Source organism: Citrobacter sp. RHBSTW-00599 (assembly GCF_013784065.1).
In the GTDB taxonomy this organism is placed as follows: Bacteria; Pseudomonadota; Gammaproteobacteria; order Enterobacterales; family Enterobacteriaceae; genus Citrobacter; species Citrobacter braakii.
This window is the reverse complement of sequence record NZ_CP056717.1, coordinates 3,087,659-3,104,415: the sequence shown is the minus strand read 5'-3', so window position 1 is coordinate 3,104,415 and position 16,757 is coordinate 3,087,659. Positions and strand designations below refer to the sequence as shown.

General features: G+C 49.5%; 14 protein-coding genes. 4 read left to right on the top strand and 10 right to left on the bottom strand.

Features of this window, described 5'->3' with window-relative positions:
* Window positions 1-829: 829 nt before the first annotated feature.
* Window positions 830-1,693, bottom strand: coding sequence for a spermidine/putrescine ABC transporter permease PotB (potB, locus tag HV243_RS15375; protein ID WP_016150058.1), 864 nt, complete (start codon window positions 1,691-1,693; stop codon window positions 830-832).
* A complete protein-coding gene (gene potA / locus HV243_RS15370) occupies window positions 1,677-2,813 on the bottom strand; it encodes a spermidine/putrescine ABC transporter ATP-binding protein PotA (RefSeq protein WP_016152695.1) in 1,137 nt (378 codons plus the stop codon). Before potA ends, potB begins: the two co-directional genes overlap by 17 nt.
* Window positions 2,814-3,063: 250 nt before the next feature.
* Here potA and pepT point away from each other — a divergent pair, with 250 nt between their 5' ends.
* Entirely contained in the window at window positions 3,064-4,290 is a 1,227-nt protein-coding gene (gene pepT / locus HV243_RS15365) for a peptidase T (RefSeq protein ID WP_016152696.1), read from the top strand.
* 104 nt (window positions 4,291-4,394) lie between these two features.
* Here the strand turns inward: pepT and roxA are convergent, their stop codons facing one another.
* The 7 genes from roxA to znuC all read right to left on the bottom strand — a co-directional run bounded on the left by roxA (window position 4,395) and on the right by znuC (window position 11,760).
* Window positions 4,395-5,516, bottom strand: coding sequence for a [50S ribosomal protein L16]-arginine 3-hydroxylase (gene roxA, locus HV243_RS15360; RefSeq protein WP_016152697.1), 1,122 nt, complete (start codon window positions 5,514-5,516; stop codon window positions 4,395-4,397).
* 92 nt (window positions 5,517-5,608) lie between these two features.
* Window positions 5,609-7,072 carry a two-component system sensor histidine kinase PhoQ gene (phoQ, locus tag HV243_RS15355; protein ID WP_047359313.1) on the bottom strand — a complete coding sequence of 488 codons (1,464 nt, stop codon included), beginning with the start codon at window positions 7,070-7,072 and terminating at the stop codon, window positions 5,609-5,611.
* On the bottom strand, window positions 7,069-7,743 hold the full coding sequence (gene phoP / locus HV243_RS15350; protein WP_047359312.1) for a two-component system response regulator PhoP: 675 nt from the start codon (window positions 7,741-7,743) through the stop codon (window positions 7,069-7,071). Before phoP ends, phoQ begins: the two co-directional genes overlap by 4 nt.
* Before the next feature lie 394 nt (window positions 7,744-8,137).
* Entirely contained in the window at window positions 8,138-8,449 is a 312-nt protein-coding gene (locus tag HV243_RS25600; protein WP_053389567.1) for a DUF3596 domain-containing protein, read from the bottom strand.
* Window positions 8,450-8,662: 213 nt separating this feature from the next.
* Window positions 8,663-9,520 (bottom strand): protein YibB, encoded by an 858-nt coding sequence (gene yibB, locus HV243_RS15340; RefSeq protein WP_046276027.1) that lies wholly within the window; start codon window positions 9,518-9,520, stop codon window positions 8,663-8,665.
* A 702-nt stretch (window positions 9,521-10,222) separates the two neighbouring features.
* Window positions 10,223-11,008 (bottom strand): zinc ABC transporter permease subunit ZnuB, encoded by a 786-nt coding sequence (gene znuB / locus HV243_RS15335; protein WP_016152760.1) that lies wholly within the window; start codon window positions 11,006-11,008, stop codon window positions 10,223-10,225.
* Complete coding sequence (gene znuC, locus HV243_RS15330; protein WP_053389211.1) at window positions 11,005-11,760, bottom strand: zinc ABC transporter ATP-binding protein ZnuC; 756 nt, start codon at window positions 11,758-11,760, stop codon at window positions 11,005-11,007. The genes znuB and znuC overlap by 4 nt, the downstream gene beginning before the upstream one ends.
* Before the next feature lie 78 nt (window positions 11,761-11,838).
* On the opposite strand from znuC, the gene znuA reads away from it, so the two are divergent.
* From znuA to lpxM, 3 genes are all read left to right on the top strand, one after another.
* Window positions 11,839-12,783, top strand: a complete 945-nt coding sequence (znuA, locus tag HV243_RS15325; protein WP_019076521.1) for a zinc ABC transporter substrate-binding protein ZnuA — start codon at window positions 11,839-11,841, stop codon at window positions 12,781-12,783.
* A 15-nt stretch (window positions 12,784-12,798) separates the two neighbouring features.
* On the top strand, window positions 12,799-14,118 hold the full coding sequence (mepM, locus tag HV243_RS15320; protein WP_016152763.1) for a murein DD-endopeptidase MepM: 1,320 nt from the start codon (window positions 12,799-12,801) through the stop codon (window positions 14,116-14,118).
* 119 nt (window positions 14,119-14,237) lie between these two features.
* The gene (gene lpxM / locus HV243_RS15315) at window positions 14,238-15,209 is read left to right on the top strand and encodes a lauroyl-Kdo(2)-lipid IV(A) myristoyltransferase (RefSeq protein ID WP_053389210.1); all 972 of its coding nucleotides are present in this window, start codon (window positions 14,238-14,240) and stop codon (window positions 15,207-15,209) included.
* Between the two features lie 45 nt (window positions 15,210-15,254).
* Here lpxM and pyk read toward each other — a convergent pair whose 3' ends face one another.
* Window positions 15,255-16,697 (bottom strand): pyruvate kinase, encoded by a 1,443-nt coding sequence (gene pyk, locus HV243_RS15310; RefSeq protein WP_046276423.1) that lies wholly within the window; start codon window positions 16,695-16,697, stop codon window positions 15,255-15,257.
* Window positions 16,698-16,757: the final 60 nt, after the last annotated feature.

Genomic DNA, 16,757 nt, shown 5'->3' with positions numbered 1-16,757 from the left:
AAATTTCTCACGGAAGGGTATTATATCATAAATCAGACGTTTAATTTTCAATATCTGATATCCTGATTTAATCATAAATTAACATAACTTAAGCCAGTTATTTTTATATTAAGGCGTATAATAATTACTGTGTTCCTCAGAGAATTATTTATGTCTTATACAAAAGGACTCAGGCACTTTAAAGAAAGACCGGTGCATGTTGCCTGCCCGGTATGCGCATACAGAGCCGATCAGAAAGCAGGTAAACTAAGAAAAGATGCGGTTCTGGAGTGCCCTGCCTGCGGGCTGTTGTTCAGACCATCAGAATGCTGGTGTATCGGCGGCTGATCGGCTTCTGCCACCTAACGTGAGTGATGTTGGGAAATGACAATATTGCTCCTGTACTGCAGTTTGAGAGGATATGATGATGAAATCTAAAAAATCTATTTTTATTGAAGGACATATCCTTTCGAACAGCTGTCATGGGCAGGTTGGTCAATCTTTCTGTATCCACAGGGCCAGGTTTAATAATGGTAAATATGCGATTATCCGGGAAGCATCAGGAATATGTTTCAAGCCTGGCGAAATTATTCAACGAAACGATTGCGAGTGGTTTTATAACCTTACCAAAATTCGCCTTCTCTCATTTGAGTACCTTGAAGATGATGAATCCAGAAGACAATTTCTTGAATATCGATAATAAATTCATGCTTATCATGACGGCATATTTTTGCGGGTTTACAATTCCTTTCTGATTTTACAAATCTTATCCCCGTTCGTGACCTGGCATGCAGTTTACTTGAGGGTAAACTGCATGCCATGATCATTTTAACTTTATAGGTAATATCGGTTAACTATCAATGTCGCTAACCTTCTTGTTCAGCAAGCGGGAGGCGCGCCAGTAGATCAGCAGCATCAGACCCATGACGATGGTCAGCGTAATGCTGGTGGCAGCACCGAACGGCCAATCGCGGATGTTCAGGAACTGAACTTTAATCACGTTGCCAATCAGCAGGTTTTTCGCCCCGCCCATTAAATCGGAAACGTAAAACAGCCCCATTGCGGGCAGCATAACCAGCAGGCATCCGGCGATAATTCCCGGCATCGTTAACGGAATAATGATGCGGGTGAAGGTCTGAAGTTTACTGGCGCCCAAATCGCGCGCGGCTTCCAGCAGCGGTTTATCGAGCTTTTCAATGCTGGAATAGAGCGGCATCACCATAAACGGCAGCAGGATGTACACCAGGCCGATAATCACCGCGCTGGGGGTAAACATGATGCGAATGGGGGTATCGATCACGCCGAGCCACAACAGAAATTCGTTGAGGTAGCCCTTGGTGCTGAGGAATATTTTGAGTCCGTAGATGCGAATAAGCGAGTTGGTCCAGAACGGAACAATCAGCAGGAACAGCAGCAATGGACGCACTTTTTCCGGCAGTTTCACCAAAAACCAGGCAAACGGATAGCCGAGCACCAGACAGGCGAGCGTGGCAATCAGCGCCATATTGAGGGAGTGAACCAGTACCTCAAAATAGAGCGGATCGAGCAGGCGTGTATAGTTTTCCAGCGTAAAGACCATTTTGACGAAATTGGCGTCGTCGCGGGTCAAAAAGCTGGTGCCGATGATCATCAGGTTGGGCAGAAAGACAAATAACACAAGCCAACCGACAATGGTGACGATCACCACACTCTGGAATTTACTTGTGTTCTTCATCAGCCAGTACGACCTCCCAGCTTTCTACCCAGTTAATCGCCATTTTCTGGTCGAGAGAGTGGTCAAAGTCAGGATCGTCTTCGTTGAAGAATTCACTGACCATCACCATCTTGCCATTTTCCAGTTCCACAACCGACTCCAGCGTCATGCCCTTGTAGTTGCGTTCACGCACGTAGCCGATCAGGCCTTCGATATGATTGTCGTCGTTGATTTCATCAACGCGCAGATCTTCAGGGCGTAACAGGACGTGCAGCTTCTGCCCGGGAATCACCGCGAAGTTGACATAAATATTGCACTCGCGACCTTCAACGTTAGCACGAACGCGCTGTTCGTCCAGACGTTCTATCACCGTCGCGTTAAACATATTGATCTCACCGATAAACCCGGCGACGAACAGATTTTTCGGCTCTTCGTAGATTTCGCGCGGCGTACCGTCCTGCTCAATCTTGCCATCGCGCATCACCACGATACGGTCTGACATGGTCAGCGCCTCTTCCTGATCGTGAGTGACAAAGACAAAGGTGATACCAAGCTTACGTTGCAGCGCTTTCAGTTCGTTCTGCATCTGCTTGCGCAGTTTGTAGTCCAGCGCAGAGAGAGATTCGTCTAACAGGAGTAAACGGGGTTTATTGACCACCGCTCGGGCAATCGCTACGCGCTGCTGCTGTCCACCGGAGAGTTGATGCGGTTTTCGCTGGGCGAACTCTTCCAGCTGCACCATGCGCAGAGCTTCGGTAACGCGGGGAGGAATGTCGGCTGCGGGCGTTTTTTGCATGCGTAAGCCAAAGGCCACATTCTCAAAAACGGTCATGTGGGGAAATAACGCATAGCTTTGGAAGACGGTGTTCACGTAGCGGTTTTCCGCAGGAACGTGAGTGATGTCCTGGTTGTCCAACATGATATGACCGGAATCAACCGTTTCCAGACCGGCAATCAGGCGAAGAACGGTTGTTTTACCGCAGCCAGAGGGGCCAAGCAGCGTGAGAAACTCGCCATTATTGATGGTCAAATCCAGGCTGGAAATCACCTCTTTGCCATCGAAACTTTTGCGAATTCCCGCTAATTGCACCAGTGGAGAAAGCGAACGCGGTTGTTTATTCAATTTTTTACTCTGTCCCATGTAAACGCAACGGATGGCTGACCGCTGCGGGGTTCGTGGTTAACCACCTTGATGACTCTTAATGAGGGCCGTTATTCTACGGCAAACCATGGTAATCGCCAATCCTTGTTGCGAATTACTGACTTAGCCCTATAGTCAGAGGGGATGTCAGGGCGAAATATTCTCACTTGCGGGGATAAAAGTGACCTGACGCAATATTTGTCTTTTGTTGCTTATTGATAATGTTGTCACAAAAAGTGAGGGTGACTGCATGGATAAACTACTTGAGCGTTTTTTACACTACGTGTCGCTGGACACCCAATCAAAATCGGGCGTGCGGCAGGTACCCAGCACCGAAGGACAGTGGAAGTTATTACAACTGCTCAAACAACAGCTCGAAGAGATGGGGCTGGTTAACATTTCACTGAGCGAAAAGGGGACGCTGATGGCCACGTTGCCCGCTAACGTTGCTGGCAATATTCCCGCGATCGGCTTTATTTCCCATGTGGATACCTCACCGGATTTCAGCGGTAAAAACGTTAATCCGCAAATCGTTGAAAACTATCGCGGCGGCGATATTGCGTTAGGCATTGGTGATGAAGTTCTGTCGCCGGTGATGTTCCCGGTGCTGCATCAACTTCTGGGTCAGACGCTGATCACCACAGACGGTAAAACGCTGCTGGGCGCGGATGATAAAGCAGGCGTGGCGGAAATCATGACCGCGCTGGCGGTGCTCATCCAAAAAGATATTCCGCACGGTGATATCCGCGTGGCCTTTACGCCGGACGAAGAGGTTGGTAAAGGGGCGAAGCATTTTGACGTTGCGGCATTTGATGCGCAGTGGGCCTATACCGTTGACGGCGGTGGCGTGGGAGAGCTGGAATTTGAAAACTTCAACGCCGCGTCGGTTAATATCAAAATTGTCGGCAACAATGTCCATCCCGGTACCGCAAAAGGGGTGATGGTGAATGCGCTGTCGCTGGCTGCTCGTATTCATGCTGAGGTTCCGGCAGACGAAAGCCCGGAAACGACGGAAGGCTACGAAGGCTTTTATCATCTGGCGAGCATGAAAGGGACGGTCGATCGGGCGGATATGCACTACATCATCCGTGATTTTGACCGCAAGCAGTTTGAAGCGCGCAAACGCAAGATCATGGAGATCGCCAAAAAGGTCGGCAAAGGGTTACACCCGGATTGCTATATCGAACTGGTGATTGAAGACAGCTACTACAATATGCGCGAAAAAGTGATTGAGCATCCGCACGTGCTGGATATCGCTCAGAAGGCGATGCGCGATTGCGATATTGAGCCGGTGCTGAAACCTATTCGTGGCGGCACCGACGGCGCGCAGCTGTCGTTTATGGGGTTACCGTGTCCGAATCTGTTCACCGGAGGCTACAACTATCATGGTAAACATGAGTTTGTAACTTTGGAAGGAATGGAAAAAGCGGTGCGGGTGATTGTACGTATTGCGGAGTTAACCGCAAAGCAGCAGTAAATTTATCGATAGATGCCGGATAGCGCGTTGCTTATCCGGCCTACAGTATTTCACTCCAAAAGGCCTGATAGGACGCGCTAGCGTCGCATCAGGCACCGTTCGTATTATCCTTCGAAGAACCAGTATCCGCTGTTAACCAGTGCGGCAAGCATGGCAAGGAAAGACGGATCTTCCAGCGCATCCTCAAAGTTCTCGGCCGTAAGAACAATATGGCTGGCAAGCGCTTCCAGGGCAGGGCGATGCGGGGAATCAATTTTCTCACCGTTGGCGTAGACGTCATCGCCGATGCGCAATACGCGCAATCCGCCCAGACGCACTAACACATCCCCTTGCTTCAGGGCATCGTAAATTTCGTCTGGCTGATACGGCGGCTCCGGTGGAGCAATATCCAGCTCATGACGAGACTGAGATATAAACTCGCCAAACCACTGCTGGAAATGTTCCGGCTGATTAATCAGTCCAAGCATCATTTCACGCAGCTTGTCCATTTCCTGCGGCAGAACGTCAGCCGGATGATCGCGCGGCGGCAGGTCAGGATCGCTGTAATACGTGCTGCCCAGCTCACGTTGCAAAACGTAATCGGCGAAGCCACTGATCAGTTCGCGAGTATTCGGCGCGCGGAAACCGACCGAATAGTTCATGGCGTTTTCCAGCGCATAGCCTTCGTGCGGGAATCCTGGTGGGATGTACAGGATATCGCCGGGTTCCAGCTCTTCATCGATGATGGCTTCAAACGGGGCGACCTGCAGCAGGTCCGGGTGAGGGCAGTGCTGCTTCAACTGCAGTTTTTCGCCCACGCGCCAGCGACGTCGCCCGGTTCCCTGAATGATAAACACATCGTACTGATCAAGATGTGGGCCAACGCCGCCGCCGGGGACAGAGAAGGAGATCATCAGATCGTCAATCCGCCAGTCCGGCAGTTCGCGAAACGGGCGCATCAGCGCGGCGGTTGGCTCATGCCAGTGATTGACCGCCTGTACCAGCAGCGACCAGTTGTTCTCGCCGAGATGATCATAGCTTTCGAACGGACCGTGGCTAACCTGCCATTTACCGTCCTGGTGGCTGACGAGTCGGCTGTCGACTTCGCTTTCCATTGCCAGTCCAGCCAGTTCGTCAGGAGAGAGTGGATCAATAAAGTTGTTAAACCCGCGTTTTAAGACCACCGGGCGTTTCTGCCAGTGGCGTTCAAGAAAATCGGGCCAGTTAAGTGTGAGTTGGTATTCCATAATGAGCATCCCGCAGGCTGGTATCTGCAACCGATTATAACGGATACTTAACCGCAAGCGGGAAATCAGTACATATTTATTACATGCGGCGATTACTCGTCTTTTTGCCCCGGCTGCTGGCGGCCAAAAATAACTTCCATGCGCGCGCCACCCAGCAGGCTATCGCCTGCAATAATCTGCCCGTCATACTGTTCGGTGATTTCTCGCGCCACCGCCAGTCCAACGCCTTGCCCTGGTCGTAACGTATCGACACGTTGTCCACGGTCAAACACCACTTCCCGTTTGCTTTGCGGAATACCTGGACCATCATCTTCAACCAGAATGTGTAGCTGATCTTCGGACAGATGCGCTGAAATCTCGACAAACTCCAGACAATATTTACATGCGTTATCCAGCACGTTGCCCATCACTTCAACAAAATCGTTCTGTTCGCCCACAAAACTGATTTCGGGTGAGATATCGAGATTTATGTTCACGCCTTTACGCTGATACACCTTATTTAGCGCCGAGGTGAGTTTATCCAGCAACGGCGCGACCGGATGCAGTTCGCGGCTAAGCAGCACGCTGCTGCCACGCATGCTGGCGCGATGCAGGTAATAGCCAATCTGCTGGGAAATACGGCTGATTTGTTCCAGCATGATGGGTTCCGCGTCGCTTACGTTCATTTTTTCATTACGCATCGAGCGGAGCGTACTCTGTAATACCGCCAGCGGTGTTTTCAGGCTATGGGTGAGGTCTGTTAACGTCGTACGGTATTTGTCGTAGCGCTCGCGTTCGCTTTTTAAAAGTCGATTAAGATTGCGGACCAGGCTGGTCAGTTCGCGCGTGGTGGCGGGGTTTAACATCTCTCGATGATGTTCCTCAAGCTCACGGACTTCACGCGCCAGCGATTCGATGGGCCGCAGACTCCACCAGGCGGCTACCCATAACAGCGGAATGACCAGCAACAGATTGGCGACCAGCACATAAATAAACCAACTCCATACCATATACGAGCGCTTTAGCTCAATAGGAATGGTATCGACAACCACTATGGTCAACTGTGGCATTCTGGCAGTGGCGGGGTAGACGTTCACGGCGACCGAGTGGGTCATTTCGGCATCGTCATCATCTTCTCTGACTTCTTTTAGCTGCTGCTGAGCGGAATGATCTTCGCCCAGTAAGGTGCTGGTGGCATCTACATTGGCTTCAATCTCATGAAAACCGTTCGCTTTTAGCCATTCCGGTTGGATACTGTGCGTCAGCCAGGGAACATTGCGCTGCGCCCACAACAACTCACCGTCTTCGTTATAGATCAGCGACATTGTTGGGCTTTGCATATCGAGATTCTCGGGCAGCTCGACGTTTATCTTACCGTTCTCCCATTTTGCCAGGGTATAGAACAGGTTACTTTCACCCCGCAGCAGGCGGAACGTTGTTTTATCAAAGCTGACGCTGTAACCCACCAGGGCAACCATGCCGTAGGCCAGCGAAAGCACCAATACCACGCCCGCGGTTGCCAGTAAAAAGCGCAACCGCAGTGATAACGGGAATAAATGACGCAATAATTTATTCATTCGCGCAGTTCAAACAGATATCCCTGACCACGCACGGTGGTGATGACATCATCCGGGTATTGCGCCTGTATTTTTTTACGCAGACGCCCCATCAGAACATCAATGGTGTGGCTTTCACGCAGCTCGGCATCCGGGTAAAGCTGTAACATGAGCGAATCTTTACTGACCACTTTGCCGTTATTACGGATAAGTGTTTCCATAATGGTGTATTCGAACGCCGTGAGCTTGATAACTTCATCATTGACGGATAACTCGCGTCGAGAGAGGTCCACCTGGAAAGGAGGAAGAGAGATAATCTGCGATGCCAGACCGCTGTTGCGACGCATAAGTGCCTGCATGCGCGCTGCCACCTCTTCGATATGAAACGGTTTTGTGACGTAATCGTCGGCTCCGGCGCTGAGTACTTCCACCTTGTCCTGCCAGCCTTCACGCGCGGTTAACACCAGAATCGGCAACGAAACCTCATTGCTACGCCAACGGCGGATCAATGACAAACCGTCTTCATCGGGGAGTCCTAAATCAACGATCGCGATATCCGGCAGATGTTCATTCAGATAATAGTCCGCTTCCTTCGCATCTTCTGCATCATCCACCTGATGCCCTAAATCCTGTAACTGAACCTTGAGGTGGTGGCGTAATAAAGCATTATCCTCGACAACCAGTACGCGCATCATCGTTTCTCCCTAAAATAACGGTATAAATAGTTTAACGCTGATTATGAAGATTGAAAGCAGCGCTATGAAATTAAACAATATCTTCCCATGCGAGGGCGCATATCTCGCCTGGCCTCATCCTTGTATGTACGGCAACAATGATGATTAATGCCTGGCTACGGGGAAGGGCGGCTATCAGTACCTGGTACTCATGAATTAAAAGTGGGTCGGGTCCATTTTTAGATAACTTGAGTCGCGACACGCCTTCATAAGGAGCATGCAATATAAACTGGCTTCGGTTTGCGAGCTTAAGCATTTCTGATAAAACTGCCTTCTGTTTATTGACTGTTGAGGGCGCGCGGCCCTGTCTGGCCAGATTCGGCATTGCCGGGTTAATAATTGTCCCGGTCAGTCACTCCTTTCGGTAATGCAAAATGTCGGCATGCTCAATATCTACCAGACGGGCATTTTCTGCGATTACACGCTGTAACGTATTTACGACCGAAGTAAGCGGTAGCAGCGTTGCACCAGATACCTCTAAGGCTTTGGTGTCTGTAAAAAAATCACTCAGCTCTTTAAACGTGGTGATTTTTTTGGCTGTGATGAACTTCTTAAGCGTTTTGGGTTCCGGGAAACGTTCCGCATAGTCGAACTTACCGAACTGTATTTCGCTTGTTCTGAGCGCGCGAAGATTTCCAGCTTTTTTGATGTTGTTGCTGTTCACTGTCCAGCCCCGAAGGACTTCGCGGCAACGTATGCCGCGATAGGTAAATATGATCCGTTTAAAATGAACGATACCAATCGTATTTTTACCGAATCAACCCCGAGGATGCTCAAAACATCATCTGGCCTGAATCTCCATTGACTATATTACAGACTTATGTAAAACGATGCCGAGACTGATTAGAATCAGCATTGTTCATACATCAGCTAAAGATTATTTTCCTATTAGAGAGACTTTTAATCTTCTTGATAAAGTAATTAAATCTTTCCTTCCGAATAGTTTAAACAGATTAAACCAGCGGTTCTTACCCAAGTAATTTAGTTTTATTAATTGGGGGTTGTAATGGTAGCACATTATAAAAATACCCTGATCGTCATCAACTATGTTATTTTTGAGGGTTTTTATTTGACACTGACAAACTAGTTTGTAAAATTCCTTCCATTTTTTTTGTGTTGCTACGATTGCCCCACCAATAATATAGGAGCGATTGTTAATCATGTGGTCAAAAACCTGATGGATAGTTTTGACTGTCAGGCCTTTTTTAACTGTAAAGAAATTAACTTTGTTTCGGTCGAAAGGATAATCCCATCGAGATAACCCTCTGGTTACTTCTGCACTACGGCAGTAACCAAAGTCAACCCATGCAACCATATCATTATTTACAAGATTTAACTCTATAGCTCTGTTGACAAAATATGTTTTCAGATTGCAAACCAGTGCATAGTCTGGGGACCAGTATTCGGGATTAATCAACTGGCGAGTTTCAAGCTTGCTTATGAATTCGACATCTTTTTGAATCTGCGAAATTATTTTTTTAATATGTCGAAATTTTTTATTAATATCCAAAGCCACTACAACAGTGTTTTTCCCGTGTCTAATTTTTTCAACTTTGGGTTTAAGTTCACTGGATGTAAAAATGACCATATCATTATCTAATTCAGACAGGTTTTTAAAATACTGAATATAGGTATCAGATGTTCTCTCTAAATGAGGAGAGAAACCTTTATTACTCGTCCAGTCTCCTCGGCCTATATCGAAAAACGCTGTAACTATGGTAATAGATGAATTCATTTTCATACAACCCGTGTTTTATACCTATCCAATAACTACCAAAATGTTGAATACATATTTATTATGTCTGTCATATGGAGGCATTCTATCAGTATCAACATGAGGCGGGAAGCATCATGTGATATTTAAAATGAAAAACAATGGGTTGCACTTATCGAATTTTTGAGGATTTCAACGGATATACCAAACAACAGGTTAGCATAATGTATTATTTAATGACAAATAATACATGGCGGTATTATTTGCTTTGCAACTGTCTGTTTTTATAATATATGATAACCATAGGTTGCTGAATTAAATAAAACAGTATTCCTTCCATGATATTTGGAGTAATAACGGACATCATTAAAGATGACTAGGCTGGCCAATTGATAGTGAGCAGAAATGAGAGTTGCTGCAACCACGGTGTAAACAAGAGTATGATTGCGTCTCACAGGTTAATGTTCGTTAGTGCGAGTAATGATGCCACGATGTAGCGATATTGAAATGTCCTTGCATGCTTAGATACATGGAGAACCGAATGCCCGGAAGACTGTCACCACACAGTGGTTCGTCCAGGAACTGATCAAGGTTAAATGGAACTGGACGATGAAACACGCTAACGACTGGATCGAGTGGTATGTGGCAATGTTATTCAGGATGGGTCGTTCATGAAATAAAAAGCCGGATAAGGCGATAGCCTCCATCCGGCTAAAATACGCATTAGCTCGCCTGTTTTTTCATCATGCTGAAGATAAACAGCAGCGCAGCACACAGCACCACGGAAGGACCTGCCGGGGTGTCATAGAAGGCCGAGAAGGTCAGCCCGCCTGTAACCGCTATCATTCCCACACCAACGGCAACCCCTGCCATCTGTTCTGGCGTACGGGCAAAGCGACGGGCGGTTGCCGCAGGGATAATAAGCAGCGAGGTGATAATTAACGCCCCGACAAATTTCATCGCCACGCCAATAGTTAATGCTGTGACCAGCATCAGCAGAAGCTTAACGCGTTGCAGTTTCACGCCATCCACAAATGCCAGATCCGGACTGATGGTCATCGACAGCAGGTTGCGCCACTGCCAGAACAAAATCGCCAGAACGATAACCACCCCAATGGCGATGGAGATAAGATCTTCTGGCGTCACGGCGAGCAAATCACCAAACAGATAGGCCATCAGATCTACACGGATGTTGGACATCAGGCTGACGACAACCAGCCCTAATGACAGTGCACTGTGGGCCATAATGCCCAATAAAGTATCGATCGCGAGGTGTGGGCGTTTTTCCAGCCATACCAGACCGCCTGCCAGCAACAAGGTGACGACGATGACCGCATAGAAAGGGTTTACATCCAGCAGCAGGCCAAAGGCGACCCCCAGTAGCGAAGCGTGGGCCAGCGTATCACCGAAATAAGACATTCGACGCCAGACCACAAACGAGCCGAGCGGGCCAGCGGCACAGGCCAGCATGATCCCGGCTAACCAACCGGGTAATAACAATTCAATCATGAGTGACCATTTCCCCGGCGTAAGACGATACGACCCTGTAAATCGTGGCGGTGATTATGATTATGACGGTAAATTCCGAGTTGTTCGGCACCGCGTTGTCCGAACATTGAGATGAATTCCGGGTGCATGGAAACCACTTCCGGCGCACCAGAACAACAAATATGATGGTTCAGGCACAGTACCTCATCGGTTTTTGCCATCACCAGATGCAGGTCATGAGAAACCATTAGTACGGCGCAATCCAGTTCACGTCGCAACTGATCGATAAGATCGTACAGTGCGACCTGCCCATTGACATCCACGCCCTGGGTTGGCTCATCAAGCACCAGTAGCTGAGGTTTATTCAATAAAGCACGGGCCAACAGGACGCGTTGTGTCTCCCCGCCAGAGAGTTTTTGCATCGGCGCATTCATCAGATGTCCGGCCTGAACACGCTTCAGTGCCGGAAGGATATCTTCTTTTTTGGTGCCGGGACGTAGGCGCATAAACCGACTTACCGTCAGCGGAAGCGTCGTATCGAGGTACAGTTTTTGCGGCACATAGCCAATCCGCAATCGACCATTACGCTTGATAACTCCCTCATCAGTCTCTACCAGCCCTAATACAACGCGCACCAGCGTAGATTTCCCGGCACCATTTGGGCCGAGAAGCGTCAATATTTTACCGGGTCGAAGTTCAAGCGATACGTCAGAGAGGACGCGGCGTTGACCATAAGAGACCGAGACATTTTCCAGTGAAACCAAAGTCGTCATATCAATTTTAGTCTTGCAGAAGTTATAGAATGTTATAATATCACAATTCTCACATTCATTACGATGATTGGTCGCATTATGTTACATAAAAATACGCTTCTTTTCGCAGCATTATCCGCTGCTCTTTGGGGTAGTGCAACACAGTCGGCAAATGCCGCTGTTGTGGCCTCTCTTAAGCCACTGGGGTTTATCGCTTCAGCCATTGCTGACGGGGTTACTGACACCCAGGTTCTGCTGCCTGACGGGGCTTCCGAACACGATTACTCATTACGTCCTTCAGACGTAAAACGCTTACAGGGCGCGGACTTAGTCGTTTGGATTGGACCTGAGATGGAAGCGTTTATGGAAAAATCAGTCAAGAATATTCCTAACGCAAAACAGGTAACGATTGCGCAGCTCAATGACGTGAAACCGTTACTCATGAAAGGTGCTGACGACGATGATGACGATCATGGACATAATGATGCCGGCAGTGAAAAAAGTGACGAGCATCACCATCACGGCGATTACAACATGCATCTTTGGCTTTCCCCAGAGATAGCACGGGCCTCAGCGGTTGCAATCCATGAAAAATTAGTGGAACTTATGCCGCAAAGTCGAGCCAAACTTGACGCCAACCTGAAGGATTTTGAGGCACAATTAGCCGCAACCGATAAGCAGGTAGGTAACGAGCTCGCGCCGCTCAAGGGAAAAGGTTACTTCGTTTTTCATGACGCCTATGGCTACTACGAAAAACACTACGGACTAACACCGCTTGGTCACTTTACCGTGAACCCTGAGATTCAACCTGGTGCGCAGCGTTTACATGAAATAAGAACACAGTTGGTTGAGCAAAAAGCAACCTGCGTTTTTGCTGAGCCACAGTTCAGGCCAGCGGTCGTTGAAGCCGTCGCGAGAGGGACATCCGTTCGAATGGGAACGTTGGATCCGCTCGGAACGAATATCAAACTGGGTAAAACAAGCTATTCAGCGTTTTTGAACCAATTAGCCAACCAGTATGCGAGCTGCCTGAAAGGAGATTAATGAGGAAGTGATTACGTGCAACAGATAGCCCGCTCTGTCGCTCTGGCATTTAATAATCTGCCGCGGCCCCATCGCGTTATGCTGGGGTCGCTTACCGTACTGACATTGGCCGTCGCTGTCTGGCGGCCCTATGTTTACCATCCTGATTCTGCACCCATCGTCAAAACTATCGAGCTGGAAAAAAGCGAGATTCGTTCACTATTGCCTGAGGCCAGTGAACCTATCGATCAGGCCGCTCAGGAAGACGAAGCCATCCCACAGGATGAACTGGATGACAAAACGTCTGGTGAAGCCGGCGTGCATGAGTATGTCGTCTCCACGGGCGATACGCTGAGCAGTATTCTGAATCAGTACGGCATCGATATGGGTGATATCAGCCAACTCGCGGCTTCCGACAAACAACTGCGTAATCTGAAAATTGGTCAGCAACTTTCCTGGACGTTAGGCGCGGAAGGTGATTTGCAGCGCCTGACCTGGGAAGTCTCCCGTCGTGAAACCCGTACTTACGATCGCACCGCGACGGGTTTCAAAATGAGCAGCGAAATGCAGCAGGGCGATTGGGTTAACAGCCGAATCAAAGGCACCGTGGGCGGAAGCTTCGTCGCCAGTGCCAAAGATGCCGGACTGACCAGCTCTGAAATCAGCGCAGTGATTAAGGCCATGCAGTGGCAGATGGATTTCCGCAAACTGAAAAAAGGCGATGAGTTCTCGGTACTGATGTCTCGCGAAATGCTGGACGGTAAACGCGAGCAAAGCCAACTGCTGGGCGTACGCTTGCGTTCTGAAGGCAAAGATTATTACGCAATCCGTGCTGAAGACGGTAAGTTCTATGACCGCAACGGTACCGGACTGGCGAAAGGCTTTATGCGTTTCCCGACGGCTAAGCAGTTCCGCATATCTTCCAACTTTAACCCGCGTCGTCTGAACCCGGTGACCGGACGCGTTGCGCCGCACAAAGGTGTCGACTTTGCGATGCCGCAGGGGACGCCGGTGCTGTCGGTGGGTGATGGCGAAGTGGTTGTAGCGAAGCGCAGCGGCGCAGCCGGATACTATGTTGCGGTTCGTCATGGTCGCACCTATACCACGCGTTATATGCACCTGCGTAAGTTGTTGGTCAAACCAGGACAAAAAGTGAAACGTGGCGATCGTATCGCGCTGTCTGGCAATACCGGGCGTTCAACGGGTCCGCATCTGCACTACGAAGTCTGGATCAACCAGCAGGCAGTGAATCCTCTGACGGCGAAACTGCCGCGCACAGAAGGCCTGACCGGCTCGGATCGTACCGATTACCTGGCACAGGTGAAAGAGGTTGTTCCTCAGTTGCGTTTCGATTAATTAACACGCTGACAGAGCCGGTACGCTATGCGTGCCGGCTTTTTTATTTTGTACGGCGCATCGCGCGCCGCTACACTATCAGCAGATCTACTTTTCGCCGTACCAGACACTGGAAGAGCATGGAAACGAAAAAAAAGAATATTGAATATATCCCCGAGTTTCACAAATCATTTCGCCATCCGCGCTACTGGGGCGCATGGCTTGGTGTGGCGGCGATAGCAGGTATTTCGTTAACGCCGGCATCATTTCGCGATCCAATTCTGGCAAAGCTCGGAAGAATGGCTGGGCGGCTGGGAAAAAGCTCGCGTCGCAGAGCACTGATCAATTTATCCCTCTGCTTTCCTGAGCGCAGCGAAGCTGAGCGTGAAGCTATTGTCGATGAGATGTTTGCGACTGCGCCTCAGGCGATGGTTATGATGTCGGAACTCGCCCTACGCGGCCCGGAAAAAATTCAGCATCGGGTTGACTGGCAGGGGCTGGAAATCATCGAAGAGATGCGTCGCAACGATGAAAAAGTGATTTTTCTGGTTCCTCATGGTTGGGGCGTAGATATCCCAGCGATGCTGATGGCTTCCCAGGGACAGAAAATGGCTGCGATGTTCCACAATCAGGGAAATCCGGTATTCGATTATGTCTGGAACACGGTACGCCGTCGTTTCGGTGGTCGTTTGCATGCGCGTAATGATGGCATCAAACCGTTTATTCAGTCTGTACGTCAGGGATATTGGGGATACTACCTGCCGGATCAGGACCATGGCCCTGAGCACAGCGAGTTTGTGGATTTTTTTGCTACCTATAAAGCCACGTTACCGGCGATTGGCCGCCTGATGAAGGTGTGTCACGCCCGTGTGGTGCCGCTGTTCCCGGTATACAATGGGAAAACGCATCGCTTAACGATTCAGGTTCGTCCTCCGATGGATGACATCCTGACGGCGGATGACCACACCATTGCCAGACGAATGAACGAAGAAGTGGAAATCTTTGTGGCGCCGCATCTCGAGCAATACACCTGGATTCTAAAACTGCTTAAGACGCGTAAACCGGGTGAAATTGAGCCTTATAAGCGTAAAGATCTTTATCCGAAGAAATAAAAAAAAGCCTCTCAAACGAGAGGATTTTTTACATCAAACGGGGCGTTACTCGACGGTCAGAATACGCGTGGTATTCGTTGAGCCAATGGTGCTCATGACATCGCCTTGCGTCACAATGACCAGGTCGCCGGAAACCAGATAGCCTTTATCGCGCAGCAGATTCACTGCTTCATTGGCGGCAACGACGCCGTCAGTTTCGCTGTCAAAGTGAACTGGGGTGACGCCGCGATACAAGGAAGTAAGATTCAGCGTACGTTCATGACGAGACATCGCGAAAATCGGCAGACCAGAACTGATACGTGAAGTCATCAGCGCAGTACGACCGGATTCCGTCATTGTGATGATAGCGGTGACCCCTTTCAGGTGGTTAGCGGCATACATCGCTGACATGGCAATCGCTTCTTCAACGTTATCAAACTGCACGTCAAGGCGGTGTTTAGAAACATTGATGCTCGGGATCTTCTCAGCACCCAAACAGACGCGTGCCATAGCCGCGACGGTTTCAGCTGGGTACTGACCTGCTGCAGTTTCTGCTGAGAGCATAACGGCATCGGTACCGTCGAGGACGGCGTTAGCCACGTCCATCACTTCTGCACGGGTCGGCATTGGGTTGGTGATCATCGATTCCATCATCTGCGTGGCGGTAATGACCGCACGGTTCAGCTGACGTGCGCGGCGAATCAACGCTTTCTGAATACCTACCAGCTCAGGATCGCCAATTTCAACGCCCAGGTCGCCACGCGCCACCATCACCACGTCGGAGGCAAGGATGATGTCATCCATCGCATTCTGGTCGCAGACGGCTTCTGCACGTTCTACCTTGGCGACAATTTTCGCATCGCAGCCAGCGTCGCGCGCCAGACGGCGGGCATAGTTCAGATCTTCGCCGCAGCGCGGGAAGGAGACGGCCAGATAGTCAACGCTGATTTGCGCAGCGGTGACGATGTCGGCTTTGTCTTTTTCGGTCAGGGCTTCAGCAGAGAGACCGCCGCCCAGTTTGTTAATGCCCTTATTGTTGGACAGCGGGCCACCGACGGTAACTTCGGTGAAGACTTTCATGCCCTGAACTTCCAGCACTTTAAGCTGTACGCGGCCGTCGTCGAGCAGCAGGATATCGCCTGGGACGACGTCAGCAGGCAGTCCTTTATAATCAATACCGACTTTTTCTTTGTCGCCTTCGCCTTTGCCGAGGTTGGCGTCTAACAGGAACTTGTCGCCAACGTTAAGAAATACTTTACCTTCTTTAAAGGTTGATACGCGGATTTTAGGTCCCTGCAGGTCACCCAAAATAGCTACATGACGTCCCAGTTTTGCGGCAATTTCACGGACCTTATCCGCCCGCAGTTTGTGATCTTCTGGAGAGCCGTGAGAAAAGTTCATACGTACGACGTTCGCACCCGCGGCGATAATCTTTTCAAGGTTATTATCGCGGTCAGTTGCCGGGCCTAACGTGGTAACGATTTTGGTTCTGCGAAGCCTTCTGGACATGTAATACTCCGTTGACTGAAACAACTTGGTGTTGCGTGAACATTAATCCGGTCGTTCTCA